This is a genomic window from Deinococcus carri, from assembly GCF_039545055.1.
GTDB classification, from domain to species: Bacteria; Deinococcota; Deinococci; order Deinococcales; family Deinococcaceae; genus Deinococcus; species Deinococcus carri.
In genome coordinates this window covers 218,111-238,673 of sequence record NZ_BAABRP010000002.1, presented here as the reverse complement: position 1 = coordinate 238,673, position 20,563 = coordinate 218,111, and the positions used below count along the sequence as shown (strand labels likewise).

The following is a 20,563-nucleotide window of genomic DNA, read 5'->3' as shown; positions in this document are numbered from 1 at the left end:
AAACGACGGCGGTTCTACCCCACAGATGTGTTCCTTCTGGCCTGTGTAGTTCTGGCGGTCCTGGCGGCCTACGCGGGCGGGGCGCTGGGTTACCTGATCGCCCTGGTGACGGTCGGTGTAGGCCTGATCGTGAGCCTGCTCCAGCGCATTCTGGTGGCGGTGCACCGCCCCGACGTGGCGCTCGACAGGGTGGGCGTGGCACGTGGCCTGTCCAAGCCTGAAGCGACGCTTCAGGATTCACCGGGCAGCGCTCAGGTGACTGCCCACAGAGATTCGACACAGATGGGCGGCGGTGCGGCGGCCGCGATGCGGGGGGCAGCACAACGTGACGGTCAGGTTCGCGGTTGATTCCGGCAGGAAGGGGGCGCTGATCGGAGGCGTGATGGGTGCCTGTTGTGGCTGGGCAGACGCGTGTGGCGTGATTCCCAGAGACCTCTACGGGTGGACGGTGTATTACGCAGGGCACTTCGGTCTGGACCCCGATCTGCTGGTCAGTCTGGTCTGGGTGGAGAGCTGGTTTTGCCCTCGCGCCGTGAGCCCCAAGGGCGCACTGGGACTGGGGCAACTGATGCCTGGGACGGCGCGCGAGCTGGGGGTGGAAAACCCGTTCGATCCCAGGCAGAACCTATACGGTGCCGCGAAGTACCTGCGCCAGCAGTGGAACACCTTCAAGGACTGGCCTCTGGCCCTGGCAGCCTACAACGCCGGGCCGGGAAACGTCATGGCGGCAGGTGGCGTGCCAACTATTCCGGAGACGCAACCCTACGTCGCCAAAGTGCTCGGAACGTACCGGGCGTTGAAGCGGTCGCCGGTGCGCTTCCAGGGGATGAACTGATGGCGGTGGTGGACCTCACGAGACCAGAGGAGTACCAGATGGTACTCGACTCGCTGCCGGAAGACCTCCAGGTGTTTCTGGCCGGCCGGATACACCTGGTCGACGACATCGCGCTCGATGTCGGGCAGCACTTCGGTGCGCTGATGGATGACCTCAGCGTGACCTTTCCGCGGGTGGTGACCGAAGCGGATCTGCTGCGCGTGCTGAACCGCGTGGGCCGGCCTCGTGCGGACGGCAGGCAGGGCATTCCGGGCACCCTGCACCGGTACAGCGCGGCGACGAACGCGGCGGGGCTCTACACGTCCATCTCGATTCGGGTCGGCCGGTATCTGATGGGCCTGTTGGAGCCGCTGCGAAAGGAGGTGGAGGAGGCACAGGGCATTGCGATCGTAGGTGCACCTTTTGCGGGCAAGACGGCCACCCTCCGGGACTGCCTGCGCATCCGCACGGAGGTCCAGGGGAAACGGTTATCCGTGGCCGATACCAGCGATGAGCTGCTGGGACCCGGCGTGGTGCCGCATGCCTGCGTGGGCGTGGCGAAACGGGTTTCGGTGGGCGACCCGTCAAGACAGCGGGAGATGATCGCATACGCCCTGCAGAACAACAGCCCACGCGAGCTGCTGACCGACGAGATCGGGCCGCGCGACGATGTGCCTCTGGTGGTGGAGTATGCCAACAAAGGCGTCCTGTTCGATGCCACCCTGCACGCCCGTCACACGGCCCAGGCCTTCACCAACCTGACCTACCGTCCACTGTGGGGCCTCGACGCTCAGAAGCAGGTGATCGGCACGCCCATCTTCAGCCTGATCATCGAGGTGGTGGACAAGGGCGTGTACCGCGTGATCGAGGACGTGCCCGGTGCGGTAGACGCCTGGTTGCGAGGCGAAGAGATCGAGGGGCGAATGGTGCCAGCCGCCTGAGCCCACCCCTCACCCAGACGCCGCCGGTCGCCCCGACCCGGCGGCGTTTTCCCGTCGCTTTTCCGGCAGGTTCAGCCTGCATCACGGGCAGCCTCGGCGTGCAGAAACAGGGACCTCAGAGGAGCCTGTTCTCTCCCCTGGGTACGAGGTGGAGGAAGAGCGAAGTTGCGAGCCAGATGCACTCCCTGGAAGCGCAAAAAAGGGAAGCCCTCAAGCCGTCCGTGCCGCACAACCACAGGGGATGAAGCAGGCTTTTTCCAGTCGTCGTCTGCCCTCTTCCCCGACCACAGGCACCTGTTTTCGTGGCCGGGACAGGCTTCACTCGGACGCTCACAAATTACTCATCTTAGGACTGGGCTGGGTGGTCCAGGGATAGACCCGGACGCCATGTGGTTTTTACATTTGAGCGCCAATCCTAAAGCTCAGACCTCATCCTGTTTTTGTCGTACCAGCGCACACGCAACCCGCCTTTTTGCCGCTTTCCAAATCAGCCCACCCACTGATTTATATTTTAAATCAAGGAGGCTCATTCTTTTCAGATACTTGCAGCTGTCTCCAGGGGGCAGATGCGTTGGGGGAACCTGCGCCGTTTTACGGTCAGGCTATGGAGACGGACAGCAAGCGGGACCTGGAGTTGGAGGGCAAGGCGGTGCGGCGGTTGAGCGAGGTGATCTTGTCGTTGCCGGACGAAGCGGCGAGGCGGTTCCTGGCAGCGTATGACGAGGCGTACGCGCAGGCGGTGTTCGAGGCGGTGTACCTGCGCGAGACGCTGCCCGCCAAGATCAGCGGCAGCACCGCGCGTCGAGACGAGTTGATCGAGGTGACGCCCGCGTTCGAACGGTGGGAGCGCCGGACCCGGGCGTGCGTGCTCGACACCAGTCCTCACGCCGATGTGTCGACCTCACTGGACGAGTTGCAGAAGGGAGACGCGAGTTTCGCGGAGCTGGCCAAGGCGCGCCGTGACGCCACACTCGCACAAGGAAAGGCGGAGCGAGGACCACGCCGTTCGGGGAAGAAATCGAAGCCCCGAGGAGGCGCTGCCAAAAGGCCGGAAGCCAAAGCCGCATGACTTGACCCGGGACTTGATCAGGAAGGGAAGGGAGAGTGGTGGCCCCTTCCCTCTTTCCGTGCCGCTGCAGGGAAGAGGTGTCGCGCACTGACATGCGCGCTGGCGGGTCATGTCGCAGAAACAGTTTGAGGTGCATTTCCAAGGCGGACGCTCGGTCACGGTCAACGACAAGCTGGCGCTCGCGGGTGTGGTCTTCAGGGAGATGCCGCAGCGCGTGACGGTCTGGGACCGGGAGACGGGAGAGGTGTTGGAGGAATTGGACGGCCGACTGCGCCCGATCTGGAGCGCCGGGGCACCGCCGCTGGTGGAGGTGGCAGAGAGCCTGCTGGGGGGGCTGCTGCTGACGACCGGGACGGCGCACGTGAACCTGACCTGGGCAGAGGCCGTGACGCTCCTGATGGTGGTCGTGGCGCGAGCAGACCAGGGTTGGCAGGGCCTGGCGAATGGGGAGCTGAAGGTGCGCGCCTCCGCAGAGGTCGTGTCGCTGTCCCTGAGCGGGGTGCAGGACAGCGTGTTCCTCGGCGCGCCGTCCGGGCGGGCGCTGGAACGGCAGTTGCGGAACCTGGTGGAAGGCAACGCGGAGGCGGCGCGGCTGCGGCTGGCGGCGCAGACCCCGCAGGGTTCGTGGACGAACAAGCTGGCCAGTCCGTTCTCGCGCCCCCAGCCGCAGAACAGCACGCTGGGTGCCGGACACTACTGCCGCACGGAGCGCAGGCGGCGCGGAAGAGACCGGTAGGCGCCGTGTCGGCGGGACGCGCTAGGCGTCGGACGCTGGCGCGTCCAGGGATGAGGTGTCGGGAGTTGCTCGGCCATTCGAGATCACGCAAAGGCGCAAAGGGAGGAACGCAACATGGCTTTGGGACTGAACCGGGTGACCTTGGTGGGGCGGCTGGCAGAGGAAGCGGCGCTGCGGTACACGCCGTCCGGCGTGGCGGTGCTGGAGGGCACCTTGCATGGGCAGGAGGAACTGTTCGTCGGGGAGAGCGTGCGGATGGTGGAGTGGTACCACCGCTTCGAGCAGATCGGGAAGGCTGCCGAGTACTCGGCCGAACGCCCGTGCGTGAAGGGAACGCCGATGGTCCTGGAAGGCTCGCTGGAGTACAGCGAGTGGGAAGCGCCGGAGGGCGGCAAGCGCAGCGCGCTCAAGGTCAAGGCCTTGCAGCTCGCGGTGCTGGACGCCCCGGCGGACGCAGTGCTCGGCCTGAACCAGGTGCTGGTCTCCGGCCACCTGGCGCGTGACGTGCAGCTCCGGCACACGGCCGCCAAGGAACCCGTGCTGGAGATGCGGGTCGGCGTGACGGACCGCTTCAGGAACCGCCAGGGCCAGCCGCAGGAGAAGACGCACTGGATGGATGTGGTGTTGTGGCGGCACCTGGCCATGACGCACCAGGGCGCGCGCAAGGGTGCGGGCGTGGTGGTGGGCGGGCGGCTGTTCAACGAGCCGTGGACGGATGCGGGCGGCAACAAGCGCCTCTCTACGAAGGTGGAAGCGCGGAGCGTGCAGAGCCTCGCGCGCAGCAGTCAGGACGCCGCGGCGAAGGGTGCCTGAGCTCCCCTCTGTCGGTCAGGAAGGGATGCGGGCCTCCGGTCTCCCCCACGGTGCGGGGAGGCCGGAGATCTTTTGTTTCGTCTCTTGCGCTCGTGAGGTACCCATGCCGATGACGCTGTTGCAGGAGATGGTTCGAGAGCTCGCCGAGTGACCCCGATGGCCCACCGCGACCACCCGGCCCCCCAGCCTCGTGTCGGCCGCTGGCCGACACGAGTGGTTGCGGGTGTGTCTGGACGATACCCGCTTCGCGGTGGGGGCCGTTCTCGATGCGGAGGACCCGCACGCGGCCGCGCTGCAAGCCAGGACCGCCCTTGAGGGGACCTGCCTGGCTCTGGAGGGCGGCCCACCCTTTGGAGGGTTAAGCACTCACCCGTCCATGATCGAGGCGATCATCGCGGCGACCGCGCCCGCTGAAAGCATCCAGGGGGAAGAGGTCGGCAACTGACTGCTCTGCTCCGCAAGTTCGCTGTGTCGGCCCGGCGGGCACCGCTCTCGTCAGGACGCTCAGCCTTCGCGCCTGCGGCGCTGGGGAGAACGCCGAGGTACAGGACGGGGTGGCGAAAGTGTTTCATGCCAAGGGCCCCGGGGCGCGGTGGCCGAACGACTTCGTGCTGGTGGCGGAGGTGGAGCGGTGCACCGATCCGGACATGGCGTTCCGGGTGGTGCAGCACTTCGGCAACTCGCACTGGGCACGCGGCCTGGGCGTCCGCCGCCTGGTGCCGGAGGAGACGGCGCGCAGCACGAGGCCGGGTGACGTCGTCGAGCTGAACGGCGAGGTGCTGGAGTGCCTGCCGGGCTCGGGGTGTCGCGCGCTTTCGCGCGCCGTGGGAGGGCATGACACAGGACGAACGCGCCGACGTGATCGCGGCCTTCCGGGAATCGGACTTCCGCCTGACCCACCCCAACCCGAAATTCCACCGGGAACTCTTCCACGCGGTGGGCCGAACCGGCACGCCGGTCGAGGGCGTGAGCCTGCGCTTCAGCACTCTCGCCGAGGGGCACGAGCTGGTGTGGGAGTGCCTGGGCCACCTGGCGATGCCGGACGTGCTGACGTTCGCCACCCGCCAGCGCGTGTTCAGCGGTGCCGTGCTGGGCGGATATGCCAGCGCGCGGGCGCACTTCCGGGGGACGTGGGTGGGTATCCGCCGCCTCAATCTGCTCGCGCTGTGCCGCGAAGCCGGGGTCAGAGAAGAGCAGCGGGTGGGGTGGCTCGAAGGGGCCCGCGCGTACGTACAGGCGTTCTGGCAGGTGGCCGGGCCGGGACCGACGGTGGACAACGCGGCGGACTGAATTCAGCAGAGGCAGGGGGAGACGTGCGGGCGGATGGCCCGTCTCCCCTTTTTGTGTGGGGAGTCGCGGCGGACAAAGCCGCCGCCAGGACGGATGTGAAAGGAGGTGAGAACATGTGGAACTTCTTCTGGACGTTCCTGACCAGGTGGCGGTTTGACACCTCGGGTCTGGGCAGTGAGCCGCAGGTGATCTGACCTGAGCCCTTCGCGGGGGTTCGCGGCGCCGCGGCCCCCTCTTTTCATGGGGGTGTCTAGGCACCCCACTCGTTCGTGGTGCCGCGCTTGTCCTGTGCGCCGCCACCGTCCTGCTCGGGCTGAGCGTCGGGCAGGAGGCAGAGCCGATAGGGGTCGCGCCGGAATCACACCGGCGCGGTGGCCGCGGTGGAGGTCAGCATGGACGCAACACCGCTGTTTCAGGATTCAGGCGAGCGGCAGTACCAGGTGGTGCCCCTGGCGGAGATTGAGCCGCCCGAGCTGCGGGGCGCACGCAACTCCATCGGCCCGAGCGTGACGGAGTTCGGCATCCTCACGCCGCTGGAACTGTACCCGGCACCGGAAGGCAGTCCCTACCGCTACCGCGTCTCCGCCGGGAGCCGCCGCTTCCACACCGCCCGGGACGTGGGGCTGACGGAAGTGCCCGCGTTCGTGAGCAGCAGCGCGGGGTCGGCTGCGGACATCACCGGCATCGAGAACCTGGGCCGCTCGAACAACCCGGTCGCCGAGGCACTGGCCCTGCGCGAGAAGTTGAACCAGGGGTACAACCTCAAAGCTGTGGCGGACTTGTGGGGTGCGCCGCTCGGTACGTTGAAGAAGCGCGCCAGGCTGCTCGAGCTGCCCGAGTGGGTGCTGGACCTGGTCGGCGAGCGGGTGGCCGCCGGTGTGGTCGAGCAGATCGCCGCTCTGAACGAGCCGTACCGCACGCAGGCGGTCGGGGCCTTGCAGGCCAAGGTGGCGGGCGACCCGGGCGCGAAGTTCACGGCCGACGACCTCAAGGGTGCGCGGGTGGCCCAGCAAGGGGACCTGGGCGACGTGCTGAGCGCCGCCCTGCAAGACGCCCCGGCGCCGCTGATCGAGGTGGACGTGGTGACCGACCTGGCCAGCCGGGTGGCGGCGATGGCCCGCCACGAGGGCGTGGACCTCGGCGCGCTGACCCAGGCGCTGCTGGACCTGGCCCGTGACGGGACCGCGCCGGAGGAACCGGCCGCTTCACCCACCGTGGAGGCCGCGCCGGAACCCGCCCCGCCGGAGGTGCCAGCCCCGCCCGCCCTGAACCGTCCCCCAAACCGGGTTCGCGCGACCCGCTCCGGGGCTGCCTGAGCGTCAGCAGGACCAGGGCCGGTGCGGGCATGGGGAGAGGGCTTCTAACCTGCGCCGCCCCTTCCTGGGGCTGCCAGAGGTCGCCGCGGCCCGCCACGCCCCCAAGGTGCCCATGACCCAGCTCCTCCGTCGCGCAGGCCCTACGCCTGAGGTCCTTGTCGGGCATGACCTTCCGCCCTGAGCAGGGGTCGCGCTGCTCGCGCGCGCAGGCGGAGGGGGACGGAGGTGCAGCATGCACGGACTGGCACAGGGTGGACGGCGGCTTTGCGGCGACGGACGGATTCTCGGCGGGTGGTACCTCGAATGCGCGGTCCTGGCCAGCGGCACCCACCCGCTCGACCACTTCCTGGTGGACTTTCCCACCCTGGTGCCCACCCACCTGAGCGTGAACGCGCTGGGCGTCACGCTCTGGACCGATCCCAAGGGGGTCACGCACGTCGTGGACCTGATCGGCGAGTCGCACTACCCCTTCGTGCCGGACTTCTGGGAGGAGGCGCGGCGCATGGGCTTCTCGCGCAAGATCTCCCCTACCCTACCGGTGGGCAAGCTCAGCGCCCAGAGCCGCTTCCTGTTCATCCACCCCAAGGCCCTGGTCGCCAACCCCGAGGCCTTGGTGCCCCACCTGGAAGGGACGCACGTCTGCCCGACGGGCAAGCGCCACCCAGCAAACACGAGCTGCACCGGCCTGCACTGGTGGGTCACGCCGAGTGCCACGCCGGGCACCCTCACGCGGTACCTCGGCGAGGGGGAGTACGAGCTGCGCGGCCGCCTGGGGGCCGGAGCGCCCGCTGTGCGTTACGCCCGGGCGATTTTCGCGTCGGTGCCGATCACTGGGATCAGCCACATCGTGGGCCAGGGCGGGGTGCAGGGGGCCAACCGGGCGCAGTTCGCGGCCGCGCAGCGAAGTGGTCTCCCCGTCTTCGCGTTCCCGGTGTGAGTGGCGCCGATCTCGCGGCCCTGCGGCGGCAGGCGGAGGCGCTGCTGGGGGGTGAGGCGCCCCAGGGCAACGCGCAGGACCTGTACCGCCTGGTGCGGGACCTCAGCGGCTTTCTGGAAGAGGCCACGCTGGAGGAACTGGCGAGCGCCGCGTTCCCGGTAGAGGCCGAGCCGCTCGCCTGCCTGGCGGTGGTGGCCAACCTACGGCCGTGGCTCCCCAAGCGGACGCGCGCCGACCAGTACACGCCCGACGAACTGGGCTGGTTGCGTGAAGTTGCCCGCAAGCAGGTGGTGAACGTGCTCCTGCCGCTAGAGCGCGCCGCCCGTCGCGGGTGAGGTGCCCACACCGGAGGAGATTGTATGGATTTCGACCAGGCACTCGCGCTCGCCGACCGCCTCTTCGTCACGGCCTGCCGGGGGAACCTGAGCGGTGGGGAGTACCTTAGGGCCCGATACCTGCTGTACCTGGTGAAATGCCACCGCCAGCACTTCTACCTGCATGGCCTGCACGGCCGTGATATCGACGACCCGGCCATCCAGAACCCCTCCCCCGAGCGGACCACCCGCGCCCGCTTGCGCGAACTGGCGCAACTGGCCCGTAACGCGCGCCAGATCGGCCGCCCCTACCGTGCGTTCGAAGTCCTGCACAACACGGGTAAGTATTCCTGCCTCCAGGCGTCGCGCGTGTCCTGAGCACAGGAAAGCGTGGAGGTGCTGGACATAGACGCACCGTTGGCTTTGCGGGTCAGCACTGGGGCCAGGCGGCGAGGCAACCTCTTCCCCCCTACCCTCGGGGAAGGCCGGGCCCGGGTCCCCTGTCGGGGCGAGAAGATCGAGCACCCCTCAGCCTTCCACGGGGAGGAATACAGGAGGAAGAACGCTGATGTCTGACCTTTCCAACGATCAGACCGAACCCGTGAAGGGCGAGGAGCACCTGAGCGAGCACGAACGCCTGGCCCGCCGCCTGAACCTCCCAGATTCCTGGGTGGAGGCCGCCCTGGAGACGCGCCGCGCCGGCCCCAAGCTGGTCGAGGAGTGGGAAGCCGAGGAGCGCGCCCGCGAGGAGCGTGCCCGTGGCGAAAGGCAGCCCAACTGACGAGCGGCCTGGGCCTGCCGATCCTGCTCGGCCTCCTGTTGCTGACCCTCAGCGCAGCCGTATGACGCCGTGCTGGGTCTTCCCCAGCCGCTGGGCAACGGCCTCGTCCTGGCGTTCATCGTGCTGGTAATCGCGTTGACTATTGTGAGCATGATCGGTTGCATCGCTCGGCTGAGGCAGGTCAGAACGTTCGTCCCGTTGTGAAGGAAGTCGGGGTCGTGAACACGATCCGTCGCGGCACTCGGCTGCCACACCGGGGCGGCCAGGACCGGCCCGCTTGACGTCGTCCTGGTGCCTTTCTCCCAGCCGCCCTGCCAGGTTTCCTTTGCAGGAGGCGTCGCGCCCCGGAGGGGACGCGGCGGGCAGCCGTGCAAATCGAACAGGGACGGACCCGGGCCGACATCACGCCCTGCCGAGGCAGCCTGCTGGTCGTGATCGAGCGCGCGCCCCACCCTGGCAGCGGCCGCTTCGTGCAGCAGGTGATGCGGCGGCCCTGGCTGACCGCTCCTGTCCACGAGGAGGTGGTGCGGCGGGTGGTCCAGGCCAGCGAAGTCGAGCGCCTGCTCTCGCAGGAAGGTCTGCGGCTGAGCCGCGCCGAGCGGGAGGTCCTGGCACGCCTGGGTGGCCGGGATTGACCCTTCGTCACCGCCGCCAGCGCGGCCGGGAGGTGGCCATGTTGCCAGCAGATCGCCGTGAGCTTGCCCTGGCCCTCTCCACCCTGCTCGCCGCGCTGGAGTGCGGCCAGATCACCTTCAAGGGTGGGCAGGAACAAGAAGCCTACCGCCAGGCCCGAGACGCCGCACGGGACCTGATCGCCCGGGATGCTGCCGCCTCCCTGCTCGCCGAGCTGGATGCACAGCCCACCCCGGTCACCTTGGTCGAGCCTGAATTCACGCAAGAGGCCCTGGCGGATGTCGTCCGCGATCTCGCGGTCCTCGACCCAGACGGGTTCGCCTTCCAGGACGTGCTGTTCTCCTGGGCGGGCATGGTCTGGACTGAGCCCGAGCAGCTCAAGTGGTCGGGCGTGCAACCCCTGGTGCAGCTCGCCCTGCGGGCGGCAGTTCTGGCACGAAACTGGCGCTACGACCTGGAGGAGCAGCCTGGCCGGTGCGACGCTCAGGTCACTTCGGCTGCCGGACGGACATCCGCCGCCTGTGCCGCCACACCTTTCCTGGCATTCGCGGTCGCTTACCGGGACGCCCTACGCCACGAGCGGCAGCACACGGGCACGCGCGGGAGCGACCCCGGGGACCAGCCCTGCGGCCCAAGGGACCCGAACTGAGGCGAGGTCCATGGTCCGCGGACGGCCACCCTGCCCACCCAACGGGATGGTTCCAGCTTCAGTCGTCCCCGGACGGGGCCAGGGGACCGGTCCGCCATGAAAGACGAGAGATCACCAGGAAGAAAGTTGTTTTCCCTGACCGTGAAGGGACCGTGTCCACCCCGCTCCCTCCCTCCTTCTGGACCCTCCTCGACCAAGCGGCCGCCACCCCGCGGCCCACCCGCCTGGCACGCTTTGACCCACCGGTACCTGCGACAGGTGCGACGGCACCGGCAGCCACGGGTATACCTGGTCCATGATCTGCCAGGGAACTGGAAGACCTTCGTGCCGCTGGAGGAGCCTTGAGCCGCCAGGCAGCAAGCCAGCTTCGGGTGAACGGCGCTGCCTGTGGCCGCCTCCCCCACCTTGCCTGCCCCGCCCAGGTTTCAGGGGTCCCCCCGGCGAGGCCGGGGGAACGGTCCGGCATGACCGAAATACGAGGGTTCCGTGATCAGTACGCCTTCCTGAGCAACTTCGAGCCTGCCGTCATCCGAGTGCGTGGGGTGCGGTATCCCACGGTGGAGCACGCCTTCCAGGCCTGCAAGACCGAGAATCTCGCCGAGCGGGCCGTCATCGCCGCCCTGCCGACCCCGGCGGAGGCGCGGCAGGCCGGGCAACAGGTCACCCTGCGCCCGGGCTGGGACGACCTAAAGGAGGAGGTGATGCTGGCGATGCTGCGCGTGAAGTTCCGCCAACCGGACCTGCGCGAGCGCCTGCTGTCCACTGGAGACGCCGCGCTGGTGGAAGACAACACGTGGCGCGACCGCTACTGGGGCGTCTACCGTGGGCAGGGCCTCAACCGGCTGGGGGTGCTGCTGATGCAGGTGCGAGAGGAGATCATGGCCGCGCAGCTTCAAGCGGCTTAACCCCTCTGTCCGGCGGGAAGGGAGGCCTCCTCTTCCGGCCGGACAAGGGAGTCGCGGGCACCCGGTGCCCGCCCCGGAAGGGTGGCCCCACGGGGTCAGAAAGGACACCCATGCCCGACCAGCCCAGCCCCCTGCCCCTCTCCCCTGCCCCGTCACACCTGTCCCAGGTCCAGCGGAGGCTCCAGGCCCCCTTTTCCAGCCACCTGGTGGGCTGGAAGCCGCAGGCCTTCACCAAGGACCGCGGCCGCGCGCTGCTGGTCGCTTACGTGGACGCGCGCGCTGTGCAGGACCGCCTGGACGCCGTGTGCCCGGACGACTGGTCCTTTGAGATCGTGGTCGTCCCCGGCACACAGACCCCCACCGTCAAGGGCCGCCTGACGGTCCTCGGTGTGACCCGCGAGGACATCGGCGAGGCGGGCGAGGGGGAGGCGGGCACCCTCAAGGCCGCGTCCTCGGATGCCCTGAAGCGCTGCGCGGTGCAGTTCGGCATCGGACGCTACCTGTACGACCTGCCCAAAACCTGGGTGGACTGGAACGACACGCGACGTGAACCCGCCGCCACCCCCGAGTTGCCCGAGTGGGCGCGACCGGACTACGAGCGAACCGCCGGTGGAGCCCACCTCGCCCAAGCGCTGGAGCAGCTCCGGCACGAACTGCCCGAGGACCTCGATCTCCAGCGCGAGGTGTACAAGCACCTCAAGGCAGCGCTCGGCAGCATCGACGCGTTCAAGCGCGGGCAGGACACCCCAGCCTGAGTGGTCGGCCCCGGGAGCATTGGGGAGACCTGCCGCTCCCGGGGCCAGGGCGTGCCTGGACGGGTGGCGAGGCGTCGCGCCCAGAGGGCGCAGCGGGCAGGGGCGAAAGGAGCATGCCATGACCCAACCCCCGCCCGTGCCCGCCTACGTCCTTACCACGCCGCACGGCACCCACCTGGCCCACTGCGCTACCCTCGCCCTCGCCGAGCGGGCCTCCCAGGTTCTGGCCACCCACTCCGGTGCCGACTGCTGCTTCATGCAGCCTGCCACCGGCGAGGAACGCGATGCTCAGGGCTGCACCCTCGAACGGCTCACCCGGGACGAGGACACCGAGCTGGTGCTGGCGGTGCAGGCCACCCTCGATCCATTCGGCGGGGTGATTACCCGGCAGGTGATGACCCTCCGGGGCCTGGTGTGGCAGGGGGCGCGTCAGGTGCGCGGTCAGCAGGTGGCCTGCACCCTGACCTTAGAGGAGGCGCTGGCTCTGCTGGCTCCCCACCTCCTCTAACTGTACTTCGGGGAAATTCAGGGCGGGAGTATGAGGGCCAGCATCCGTGATGCTGGCCTGTGTGCTATGCGTCGTCCTCTTCCCCCTTGGACCCGACACTTTCCCACCTGGTTCGCACCCTTCCTGACGCCCTTACGCCACAAAGCCCAACGTATCTGGGCCCCGCTGTACGTGCGAGGTTTGTGCAGTGCGGCCCACCGGAAAAGCATGCAACCCCTGGCAGCGGTGGTGGCGCCCGGGAAAGCAGACCACATCCAGCAGTTCATCACGGATAGCCCGTGGCACACCGAGCCCCTGGAGACCCTGCTCGCCCAGCGGGCTGAGCAGATGCTGGGCGGGAACGATGCCGTGCTGATCATTGACGACACGTGTTTGACCAAGTTCGGCACCAAATCGGTAGGCGTCGCCCGGCAGTATTCCGGGCAGGTCGGGAAGATCACGACCTGACAATGCCTCGTCTCTCTAACCCTGGCCCAGCACGAGCTGCCTGTTCCCCTCGCGCTCCGGCTCTTTCTTCCTCTGGAATGGACCAGTGATCCAGTTCGGCTCAGGGCGGCTGGTGTTCCGCTGGAACACCAGCCGCCGCAGACCAAGTGGGAGTTGGCCTTGAAGGAACTGGACCGGGTGCGCGAATACGTCACCTTCGGCATGGTCCTGGCGGATGCGGGGTACGGGGTGAACGCTCAGTTCCGACACGCGCTGACCGAGCGAGGACTGCTGTGGTCGGTGGGGATCACTCGCACTCAAACGGTCTACCCCAAGGACGTCCGATTGATCCCCATTCCCAGAATCTTTCGTGGCAGAAGACCAACGCACCCAACCCCCTCCGAGGATCGGCGAACGGTAGGAGAAGTGCTTGCAGGTGCTGCATGGCAGCACCTGGTTTGGCGACACGGAACCAAGGGCGCACTCTCAGGACGCTTTGCGGCCGTGTATGTTCGCCTGGCCGACGGGGAGGAGAACGCCCAAGGCCAACACCTGCCGGGTCAAGCCGCGTGGATCATCGGAGAACAGCGTCGGGGGGAGGAGCGGAAATACTATGCCTGTAATCTGCCCGCCAACACGCCGTTATCGCGCCTGGTCGAAGTCACCAAGCGTCGCTGGGCCTGTGAGCTGACCCACCGGGAACTCAAGGAGGAGGTCGGCCTCAACCACTTCGAGGGCCGTTCCTGGCAAGGTCTGCATCACCACGCCGTGCTGTGTATGGTCGCCCTGACTTTCCTGCAATGGCTGCGCCTGACCCAGCCCGATGACCTAAGCGGTGACACCGTTCCTGCCATTCGGGTGCAGGTGGCCGGGGACTTGCCCCGGCCACCTCCCTGCCGACAATGCCGCTTCTGCACGACGTTATTCAGCGGCCCCTGAATTTCCCCGAAGTACAGCTAAGGGGGTGTCGGCGAGGGCCAGCGGGGCTGCCCCGTCCCCTTGAGTCTATGATCCAGCCTCTGATGCACGTCGTCTACAACGGCCATGATCACCCCTCCCTCTGTCCTGCCGGGCGATCCTGATCCTGTCCTGCGGCACGCATGGGACGGTTTCCCAGCCCTACACTTCGTTCAGGAGGCCACATATGACCACCATCAAAGGCGTCGTCAAGGGCGGCCAGCTCGTGTTCCCCGAGGAGGTCACCGTGCAACTTGGTCTCAAAGAGGGCGATACGGTCGAGGTCCAGGGCGAGCTGCTCCGTCCGGCTGCGCCCGTCAGTCCGTTCCTGGCCTGGGTCGGGAGATCCCCGCCCTTCGAGGCCGGGCAGGACAGCGTGACGTTTTATCGCCAGCAGCGCGACGGTGCGGAGGAGTGACCCGCACGGCCATTGACACGAACGTCCTCAGCGCCATCCTGAAAGCCGAACCGAATTCCCTGCCATTGATCGACCTTCTGGAGCGGGCACGCGGAAGCGGTCCGCTCCTGATCAGTCCGGTGGTGTACAGCGAGCTGCTCGGCACACCTCCCCACACCCCGGTGTTCATCGGGGAGTTCCTGCACGACACGGGGATCGCGCTCGAGGAGGCGTTCCCGCTGGCGGTGTGGGAGGCGGCAGGCGTGGCCTTCCAGGCGTATGCGGTGCGGAGGAAGGCGAGTGGCGGAGGCGTCCCACGGCGCATCCTGGCGGACTTTCTGATCGGCGCGCATGCTGAGATGAAAGCGGATCGGTTGGCCACGCTGGACCCACAGCATTACCGCCTGGCGTTTCCGGCGTTGACCCTCCTCACGCTGTGAGGGTCGGCCTGGCACCGATCTGAGTTCCACCGGCGTCGAGCGTGGCCCGCACCGGGAATCAGCCGGGCGGGGTGCGGGCCGCGCCTTGGAGGCACCCGCACCACCTTCGTGAACTGAACAGAACCGACGTACCGGACAGAAGTCGCCCCCCTCACAGGGGGCAGCGGGGAGGCGGAGGTGCCCCGTGTCCCAGAACTTCTGGTCGGCCGTCAATGCCATCGCGTTCACCCACACCAAGAGCCAGTCGGTGTGGCCCAGCCTGTCCTACCACCAGGCCATCCCGCCGGGCGCACACTCACAGCACAAGGACACCACGGTGCAGAGCGTCGTCGGCTTCGGTGTGCTCACCGCCATCTGCGGGGTCCTGACCGGCGACGTCCAGGCCACGCCGGGCAACGGGCAGGACGTGCTGATCCGCTACCCCACCACCGCGGGCGGCAAGAGTGGGAACCGCTGGCTCGGTGCCACGGTGCATGGCACCCACATCACCTTCGAGGGTGGCATCGGCCGCACCGGCCCGTTCGCCCTGACGGTCGTGCTGGCGGTCCTGAAGTGCCACCCGGCCCTGGTGGAAGTCGAGGCGCGCTGGTGGCGCCTGGTGGGCGAACTCTCCCGCCTGCGCGGCCCGCGCACACCTGGCCAAGCAACCTTCACGAAGGCCGACCTGCGCCAGGCGAGCAACGACCCTGACGCCACGCTCGCCATGATGGCCCTGATCGACAGCCTCTACTACAGCATGAAGGCCCTGTTCCTGGCAGGCGAGATGGACCACCTGGACGCCGAGCCCACGCAGGCCACCGCCTTCCTGCCCCCGGAGGAGTTCACCGTCCTCAAGGGCAGCCAGCCCACTTCCACGCCCCACCCGAGTACCGGGAACACGCCGCTGGACGAACTGCTGCGGGTCGCGCGCCGCGGCGGGCGGGTATTGATCACCGGCCCCACGGGGGTGATGAAAACCGAGACGGCCAAGGCCGCCGCCGTGCGGCTGGGGCGTCCGCTGTTCGTGGTCAAGGGCAGCCCGAACATGGACGACCAGGACTTCCTCGGCGGCTACCAGATGGTGGAGGGCAAGCCCGAGTGGGTGGACGGCCCATTCACCCAGGCCTTCGTGCGCGCCCAGGAAGGGCCAGTGGTGCTGCTGTTCGACGAGCTGCTGCGCTCGGACCCCATCAACCTCTCCAGCGCCGTGGGCATCCTCGACCACGTCAGCGCTGAGGAGGCGGGGCTGATGGGCGTGCCTCACCTCCCCGAGGGCCGCTACTACCTGCTGCGGCTGAAGAACGGCGAGCTGGTCTGGGCCCCGGTGAAGAACGTGCTGTTCATCGCCACGACCAACCTGGGCGACGGGTACATCCAGGCCGGGCAGAGCGTCGATACCGCGTTGCTGGGGCGCTTCAACCTCCACCTCGACCTGGAGTACGGCGACCCGGCCGTCACCGTGGCCCTGTACGAGCGGCTGTCCGGCGATCCGCAACTCGCGGCCCACCTGTACAGCGTCGAGGTGGAGACCCGGGCCAACCACGTCAGCCGGTCCGGACTGCTGGAGCGCGAGGCGAATCCCCGGGTGGTAATCAGTTGGCTGGAGGCCATCCAGGCGCTGGTGGAGGACGGGTGGGAACGGCACGAGGCGTTCCGGCGGGCGGCGGAGACCACGCTGATCCCCTTCTGCGTGCCCCGGAACGACTTCGGGCGACTGGAGCTCGCCGCACTGGAGGACCTGCGGCGCGTGCTGAACGAGCAGGCGCTGAAGCTGGTGTAGCAGACGAGGATCGCCAGAGCACTGAGGGGTGCTCTGGCGTCCAGCGGTCACTCGTCAGGCGCTTTCCGGTTCCGGGACCGCCCAGGCCGTCGCCGGTTCCAGCAACGCGAGCAGCGTCAGTAGACCGACCAACCCCACCAGGCGCCCGGCCAGCGCCAGGGACAGCGGCACGCCGAACCCCAGCACGTCCAGCGCCACCACGCCGCCCCCCAGCAGGGCGGCCAGCATCGCCGGGGGACCGTGCGGCGAGGGCCGGAGATCGCGTCCCCCGCTGCGCCACACGAAGATCAGCGCCAGCACCTCCAGCACCAGGGTCACCACCAGCATGAACACGCCCACGGTGACCGCGGGCCGGGGCCGGGACAGCAAGACCACCAAGTTCCCAACAGACAGGGCGGCGGCGCCCGCCAGCCCCACGATGCCCAACACGCGGTAGCCCACGTCGCCCCACGTCTCACCTGCGAACTTCTGCATGTCCAAACGGTAGGGGCGCGCTGGTTCCGCCCGGTAGGAGTCGCGCCGCGCGGCGGCGCCGGGGTGGGACAGAAAGGAGCAATCATGATCGTCCCCAGAGGACCCTCTCCCCTCCCCTGGCCGCACCAGCTCGGCTGGCGGGAGTTCACCCGGCAACTGTTCCGCTTCTACAGCCGCAAGGGGGACTTCACGGTGCTGCTCACGGCGCGGGTCGGCACGGCGGCCGTCGACCCGGTGGCGAAGGTGGTGTACCTCGACCCCGACCTGCTGCCCGTCACCGACCCCGGCGTGCTGCGGCACGCGCCCCCGGACGAGCACGGCACCCGCGCCCTACTGATCCGGGCCATCCTGGCCCACGAGGCCGGGCACGTCCAGTTCAGCGGCGACAAGCCGCTGGCGCTGCTCGGCCAGCTCTGGAACGCGCTGGAAGACGAACGCATGGAGCGGCGGATGGCCGCCCGGTACCCCGAGCTGGTGCCCGCCTTCGACTTTCTGGGCGACGTCCTTGCCGAGCAGGGCCGTCCGAAGTGGCACTTCGACTCGCTCGAGGGGTGCCTGGCGATGCGCTGGGAGCACGACCGTGCCGCGCCCAAGTGGGTCCCCGCCTGCCCCGACGAGTGGGCCGACATCTGGCCGCTGGTGCAGGCCGCGTGGCGTGCCCCGGACAGCGACCGGGTGACCTGGATCGCCCGCTGCATCCTCGGCCTGCTGGGGCTGGACGAGGAGGACGCGCAGGACCCGTTTGGCGGTCAGGTTCGCGCGGACGGCGCGGGCGACCCGTACGGCCAGGCTCAGGGGGGTGGTGAGGGCGACGCGAGTGGCCCGGGTGGAGGGGAGGACGCCGGGGCCGGTGATCAACCGCCTCCCGATCCAGTCGCCGAGTTGCCCGACATCCTCACCGCCGGGGACGTGGAAGGGCCAGCCCGGCTGGTGGCGTCGGTGCTGCGCGAGCGCGCCGCGCCGGGGCGGACCCGACCGCACGAGTCGCGCGGGAACCTTGATCTGGGCCGCTACATCGAGGGCAAGAAGAAGCTGTTCCGGCACCGCCAGGAGCCCACGCGCCCCCGGGAGCTGCACGTCACCTGGATCGTCGACCGCAGCGGCAGCATGGCCGACGACGGCCGCATGATCTGCGCGATCCGCGCGCTGCACATGGGCATCCGCGCCGCGCAGATCGCGAACGTGCCGGTACGGGTGATCGCCTTCGACTCCCTGGTCGAGGAACCCGTGCCATTCGGGATGCCCGCTGCGGCCGCGACCTCCGCCCTGCGCACGATCTTCCCGCGCGGGCTCACCGAACTCGCCCCAGCGATGAGGCGCGCGCTCGGCGCGCCCCGCCGTCCTGGGGAGAACCACCTGCACATCGTTATCTGCGACGGCGGTCTGGACCCCGAGGATATGGCGACCTGTGGGCACCTGATTCAGGAGCACCGCGACGTGCAGGTTCTCCCAGTGTTGATCGGCGAGGCCGCCGACCTGGAGGTCGCGCAGGCCTGGCAGGCCGCCTTCGGGACCCTCCTGCTGGCCCGCGACCACGCCGGACTCGCCGGGATCATCCTTGCCCGCCTGCGCGCCTTCCGCCGTTGACCCAGTCCCTGCCCACCCCCGCGCCGGGGTGGACCCTCGCTCCGCTGGAGGCTCATCATGTTCCCCTCGGTGCTCAGCCACCCCGTTCTCGACGAGGACGTCCTGTCCCGCCTCGCCCACGTCAACCGCCGCCTTGAGCACTACTACGGGCTGCGCCTGCACAGCGGGGAGTACATGCGGCTGTGCCGCCTGATCCGTGACCGCCAGATCCGGTTCCAGGTGGTGCGGCGAGATCGCCAGAACCGCCAGGTGGTGCAGGTGTGGTGGAAGGGAAAGAAGTTGCTACTGGTCTACTCACCGGTTCGCCAACTCCTGCACACCGCCTTACACCCCGAGCGCGGCCTGATGCCCCGGGGTGGCCTACGCCCGCCCCGGCCCCGGCGGGTCACTCGGCGACACGCCTTCGCGCAACGGGGGCGCGAGGGCCTTTCGAAGCATCCGGAGTGCGAGAACGCCTCCTCGCAGGTGTCGCGCCCGGGGGGCGCTCCGGGAAGGTGGAGGTCGAGATGACGGACGGTATGAACGTCGGCAAGAGCAACTTCGGGGCCTTCTTCAAGAACTGGGGCGGTGCCGAGGCGGCCGAGCCGGCCCCCACGACGCCACCCGCCCCGGCGCCGCAGGTCCCGGCACCCCAGCCCGTGCCTGTGGCGCCCGTTCAGCCTGGCCGGGCGGCTCCGGTCGTGCCTGCAGGCGGCGTGGAGGTGCCACCGGTTCCCCAGCCCCCCGCACCCGCGACCCTGACGCCGCCTGCACCCGCTGCACCCGAGCCCGTGACTCCTGCCCCCGAGGCACCGTCTCCGGCCCAGGAGCAGGGCGATTCGGAAGACGAGGCGGGCGAGACGGAAGACACGGACGAGGAGGTGGAAGAGGTCGAGGAAGAAGAGAGCAGTGAGGCGACCACGCCGGAGACCGTGGAGGGTGAGGCGGCCACCGTGCCGGACGCGGTGGCCGCCCCGGAACTGCCCCCCCCGAGCGGGGAGGTCTTCGGACACCTGGCGAGCCTGATGAGCCCAGGTAGCGCCCTGGCCTTCACGCTCAGCCTGGGGGAGGACGGCCGCATCACTGCCCAGGTCAAGCCGCTGAACCTGCCTGGGCTGCGTGAACTGACCCTCACCGGCACCGTGGAGGAGTTCGATAGCGCCGAGCTGCTGTACGCCCTGCGCGAGTACCGCCCAGCCGTGCAGGGCAGCCTGCGGGACCAGGCACGCAGCCAAGCGAAGGTCACGCAGACGAAGGCGGCTACGCCCGCCAGGCCCGCCACGACGAGCCCCGCCCTGACCCCTGCCAGCGACCGCCACAAGGGCAAGCTGAAGATCAAGGTGGACGTTCCCGGCGCTGGCCTGAAGGCGACCCTGAGCGGCCACGGCACCACGGTGCAGATCGGGGACAACGACCTGGCCCCCGGCCGGTACACCATCGAGGCCAGCGCCGAGGGCTACAAGACCGCCAAGCAGACGGTGAAGGTCGAGCGCGGCAAGACCGCCGAACTGACCTTCACGCTGGGCGGCTCGCTGGAGGTCCAGGCCCCGGGTGGGGCGGCCGTCACGGTGTTCGACTCTGCGGGGAATCCGGTCAACCCGGCCGGGCCACTCCCGGAAGGTATGTACAAGGTCCTGGTCGAGGCCGAGCACAAGAAGTCCTTCACCTGGCACGCCACGGTCAAGGCGGGTCCCCCCACCAAAGTCACGGCCATGCTGGACGACGCACCCCCAACGCTCTTCGGATCGTAAGCAGGCGTCGGAGGGGGCGGCACCCCCTCCACCGGAAGCACGGGAACTTCACGTCCCAGGAGGAACACCTATGGAAGCAAACGTCGTGGTCCGCAAGTTCGTGTACGCCGATCTCAACGGTGGGCAGCCGATGCAAGACCCCATGCCCTCCGGCACGCCCGACGACGTACGCAAGCTGCTGGCGGTGAACACCCCGTCCCTGACGAACGCCAGCATCGAGGGGCCGGAGGTGGAGGGGAACGTCCACAAGTACACCTTCCGCCGCGCGGTCGGCACGAAGGGCTGAGGTCGGCCTTCCACCCGGTGCCGCCTCCTCCCCGGGGGCGGCACCC

26 protein-coding genes and 1 pseudogene are annotated in these 20,563 nt (G+C 68.7%); 26 read left to right on the top strand and 1 reads right to left on the bottom strand.

What is annotated here, in order from left to right; genetic code table 11:
- Positions 1-27: 27 nt before the first annotated feature.
- The 22 genes and pseudogenes from ABEA67_RS06235 to ABEA67_RS06130 all read left to right on the top strand — a co-directional run bounded on the left by ABEA67_RS06235 (position 28) and on the right by ABEA67_RS06130 (position 16,440).
- Positions 28-348, top strand: a complete 321-nt coding sequence (locus tag ABEA67_RS06235) for a hypothetical protein (protein ID WP_345462543.1) — start codon at positions 28-30, stop codon at positions 346-348.
- Between the two features lie 70 nt (positions 349-418).
- Positions 419-835, top strand: coding sequence for a lytic transglycosylase domain-containing protein (locus ABEA67_RS06230; protein WP_345462540.1), 417 nt, complete (start codon positions 419-421; stop codon positions 833-835).
- Between the two features lie 38 nt (positions 836-873).
- Entirely contained in the window at positions 874-1,755 is an 882-nt protein-coding gene (locus ABEA67_RS06225) for an AAA family ATPase (protein ID WP_345462537.1), read from the top strand.
- A 604-nt stretch (positions 1,756-2,359) separates the two neighbouring features.
- The gene (locus ABEA67_RS06220; RefSeq protein ID WP_345462534.1) at positions 2,360-2,824 is read left to right on the top strand and encodes a hypothetical protein; all 465 of its coding nucleotides are present in this window, start codon (positions 2,360-2,362) and stop codon (positions 2,822-2,824) included.
- A 109-nt stretch (positions 2,825-2,933) separates the two neighbouring features.
- A complete protein-coding gene (locus ABEA67_RS06215; protein ID WP_345462531.1) occupies positions 2,934-3,560 on the top strand; it encodes a hypothetical protein in 627 nt (208 codons plus the stop codon).
- Between the two features lie 114 nt (positions 3,561-3,674).
- Entirely contained in the window at positions 3,675-4,373 is a 699-nt protein-coding gene (locus ABEA67_RS06210) for a single-stranded DNA-binding protein (RefSeq protein ID WP_345462528.1), read from the top strand.
- Positions 4,374-4,563: 190 nt separating this feature from the next.
- Positions 4,564-4,818 carry a hypothetical protein gene (locus ABEA67_RS06205; protein ID WP_345462525.1) on the top strand — a complete coding sequence of 85 codons (255 nt, stop codon included), beginning with the start codon at positions 4,564-4,566 and terminating at the stop codon, positions 4,816-4,818.
- 389 nt (positions 4,819-5,207) lie between these two features.
- Positions 5,208-5,663, top strand: a complete 456-nt coding sequence (locus tag ABEA67_RS06200) for a hypothetical protein (protein ID WP_345462522.1) — start codon at positions 5,208-5,210, stop codon at positions 5,661-5,663.
- A 392-nt stretch (positions 5,664-6,055) separates the two neighbouring features.
- Complete coding sequence (locus ABEA67_RS06195) at positions 6,056-6,979, top strand: ParB/RepB/Spo0J family partition protein (protein ID WP_345462519.1); 924 nt, start codon at positions 6,056-6,058, stop codon at positions 6,977-6,979.
- A 232-nt stretch (positions 6,980-7,211) separates the two neighbouring features.
- Positions 7,212-7,916: a hypothetical protein gene (locus tag ABEA67_RS06190; protein ID WP_345462516.1), complete on the top strand. Its 705-nt coding sequence runs from the start codon at positions 7,212-7,214 to the stop codon at positions 7,914-7,916.
- The gene (locus tag ABEA67_RS06185) at positions 7,913-8,251 is read left to right on the top strand and encodes a hypothetical protein (RefSeq protein ID WP_345462513.1); all 339 of its coding nucleotides are present in this window, start codon (positions 7,913-7,915) and stop codon (positions 8,249-8,251) included. Before ABEA67_RS06190 ends, ABEA67_RS06185 begins: the two co-directional genes overlap by 4 nt.
- 24 nt (positions 8,252-8,275) lie before the next feature.
- The gene (locus ABEA67_RS06180; protein ID WP_345462510.1) at positions 8,276-8,608 is read left to right on the top strand and encodes a hypothetical protein; all 333 of its coding nucleotides are present in this window, start codon (positions 8,276-8,278) and stop codon (positions 8,606-8,608) included.
- Positions 8,609-8,798: 190 nt separating this feature from the next.
- Positions 8,799-9,011, top strand: a complete 213-nt coding sequence (locus ABEA67_RS06175) for a hypothetical protein (RefSeq protein WP_345462507.1) — start codon at positions 8,799-8,801, stop codon at positions 9,009-9,011.
- A gap of 368 nt (positions 9,012-9,379) precedes the next feature.
- Complete coding sequence (locus ABEA67_RS06170; RefSeq protein WP_345462504.1) at positions 9,380-9,646, top strand: hypothetical protein; 267 nt, start codon at positions 9,380-9,382, stop codon at positions 9,644-9,646.
- A 38-nt stretch (positions 9,647-9,684) separates the two neighbouring features.
- On the top strand, positions 9,685-10,293 hold the full coding sequence (locus ABEA67_RS06165) for a hypothetical protein (protein ID WP_345462501.1): 609 nt from the start codon (positions 9,685-9,687) through the stop codon (positions 10,291-10,293).
- A 464-nt stretch (positions 10,294-10,757) separates the two neighbouring features.
- Positions 10,758-11,198, top strand: coding sequence for a riboflavin biosynthesis intermediates N-glycosidase (ybiA, locus tag ABEA67_RS06160; protein WP_345462498.1), 441 nt, complete (start codon positions 10,758-10,760; stop codon positions 11,196-11,198).
- Between the two features lie 110 nt (positions 11,199-11,308).
- Positions 11,309-11,953 (top strand): Rad52/Rad22 family DNA repair protein, encoded by a 645-nt coding sequence (locus ABEA67_RS06155; protein ID WP_345462496.1) that lies wholly within the window; start codon positions 11,309-11,311, stop codon positions 11,951-11,953.
- Positions 11,954-12,071: 118 nt separating this feature from the next.
- Positions 12,072-12,461, top strand: a complete 390-nt coding sequence (locus ABEA67_RS06150; RefSeq protein ID WP_345462493.1) for a hypothetical protein — start codon at positions 12,072-12,074, stop codon at positions 12,459-12,461.
- A gap of 66 nt (positions 12,462-12,527) precedes the next feature.
- Positions 12,528-13,826 (top strand): annotated as a pseudogene (locus tag ABEA67_RS06145) (IS701 family transposase).
- Between the two features lie 205 nt (positions 13,827-14,031).
- Positions 14,032-14,262: a type II toxin-antitoxin system MazE family antitoxin gene (gene mazE / locus ABEA67_RS06140; protein WP_345462490.1), complete on the top strand. Its 231-nt coding sequence runs from the start codon at positions 14,032-14,034 to the stop codon at positions 14,260-14,262.
- Positions 14,259-14,681, top strand: coding sequence for a type II toxin-antitoxin system VapC family toxin (locus ABEA67_RS06135; RefSeq protein WP_345462487.1), 423 nt, complete (start codon positions 14,259-14,261; stop codon positions 14,679-14,681). The genes mazE and ABEA67_RS06135 overlap by 4 nt, the downstream gene beginning before the upstream one ends.
- A 184-nt stretch (positions 14,682-14,865) precedes the next feature.
- A complete protein-coding gene (locus ABEA67_RS06130; protein ID WP_345462484.1) occupies positions 14,866-16,440 on the top strand; it encodes an AAA family ATPase in 1,575 nt (524 codons plus the stop codon).
- Positions 16,441-16,494: 54 nt separating this feature from the next.
- On the opposite strand, the gene ABEA67_RS06125 is transcribed toward ABEA67_RS06130, so the two are convergent.
- Positions 16,495-16,914: a hypothetical protein gene (locus ABEA67_RS06125; protein ID WP_345462481.1), complete on the bottom strand. Its 420-nt coding sequence runs from the start codon at positions 16,912-16,914 to the stop codon at positions 16,495-16,497.
- An 84-nt stretch (positions 16,915-16,998) separates the two neighbouring features.
- On the opposite strand from ABEA67_RS06125, the gene ABEA67_RS06120 reads away from it, so the two are divergent.
- From ABEA67_RS06120 to ABEA67_RS06105, 4 genes are all read left to right on the top strand, one after another.
- Positions 16,999-18,501 carry a vWA domain-containing protein gene (locus tag ABEA67_RS06120; protein WP_345462477.1) on the top strand — a complete coding sequence of 501 codons (1,503 nt, stop codon included), beginning with the start codon at positions 16,999-17,001 and terminating at the stop codon, positions 18,499-18,501.
- 57 nt (positions 18,502-18,558) lie between these two features.
- Positions 18,559-19,011, top strand: a complete 453-nt coding sequence (locus ABEA67_RS06115) for a hypothetical protein (RefSeq protein WP_345462474.1) — start codon at positions 18,559-18,561, stop codon at positions 19,009-19,011.
- Positions 19,008-20,231: a PEGA domain-containing protein gene (locus ABEA67_RS06110; protein WP_345462471.1), complete on the top strand. Its 1,224-nt coding sequence runs from the start codon at positions 19,008-19,010 to the stop codon at positions 20,229-20,231. The genes ABEA67_RS06115 and ABEA67_RS06110 overlap by 4 nt, the downstream gene beginning before the upstream one ends.
- A 70-nt stretch (positions 20,232-20,301) precedes the next feature.
- Positions 20,302-20,517: a PRTRC system protein C gene (locus ABEA67_RS06105; protein WP_345456954.1), complete on the top strand. Its 216-nt coding sequence runs from the start codon at positions 20,302-20,304 to the stop codon at positions 20,515-20,517.
- Positions 20,518-20,563: the final 46 nt, after the last annotated feature.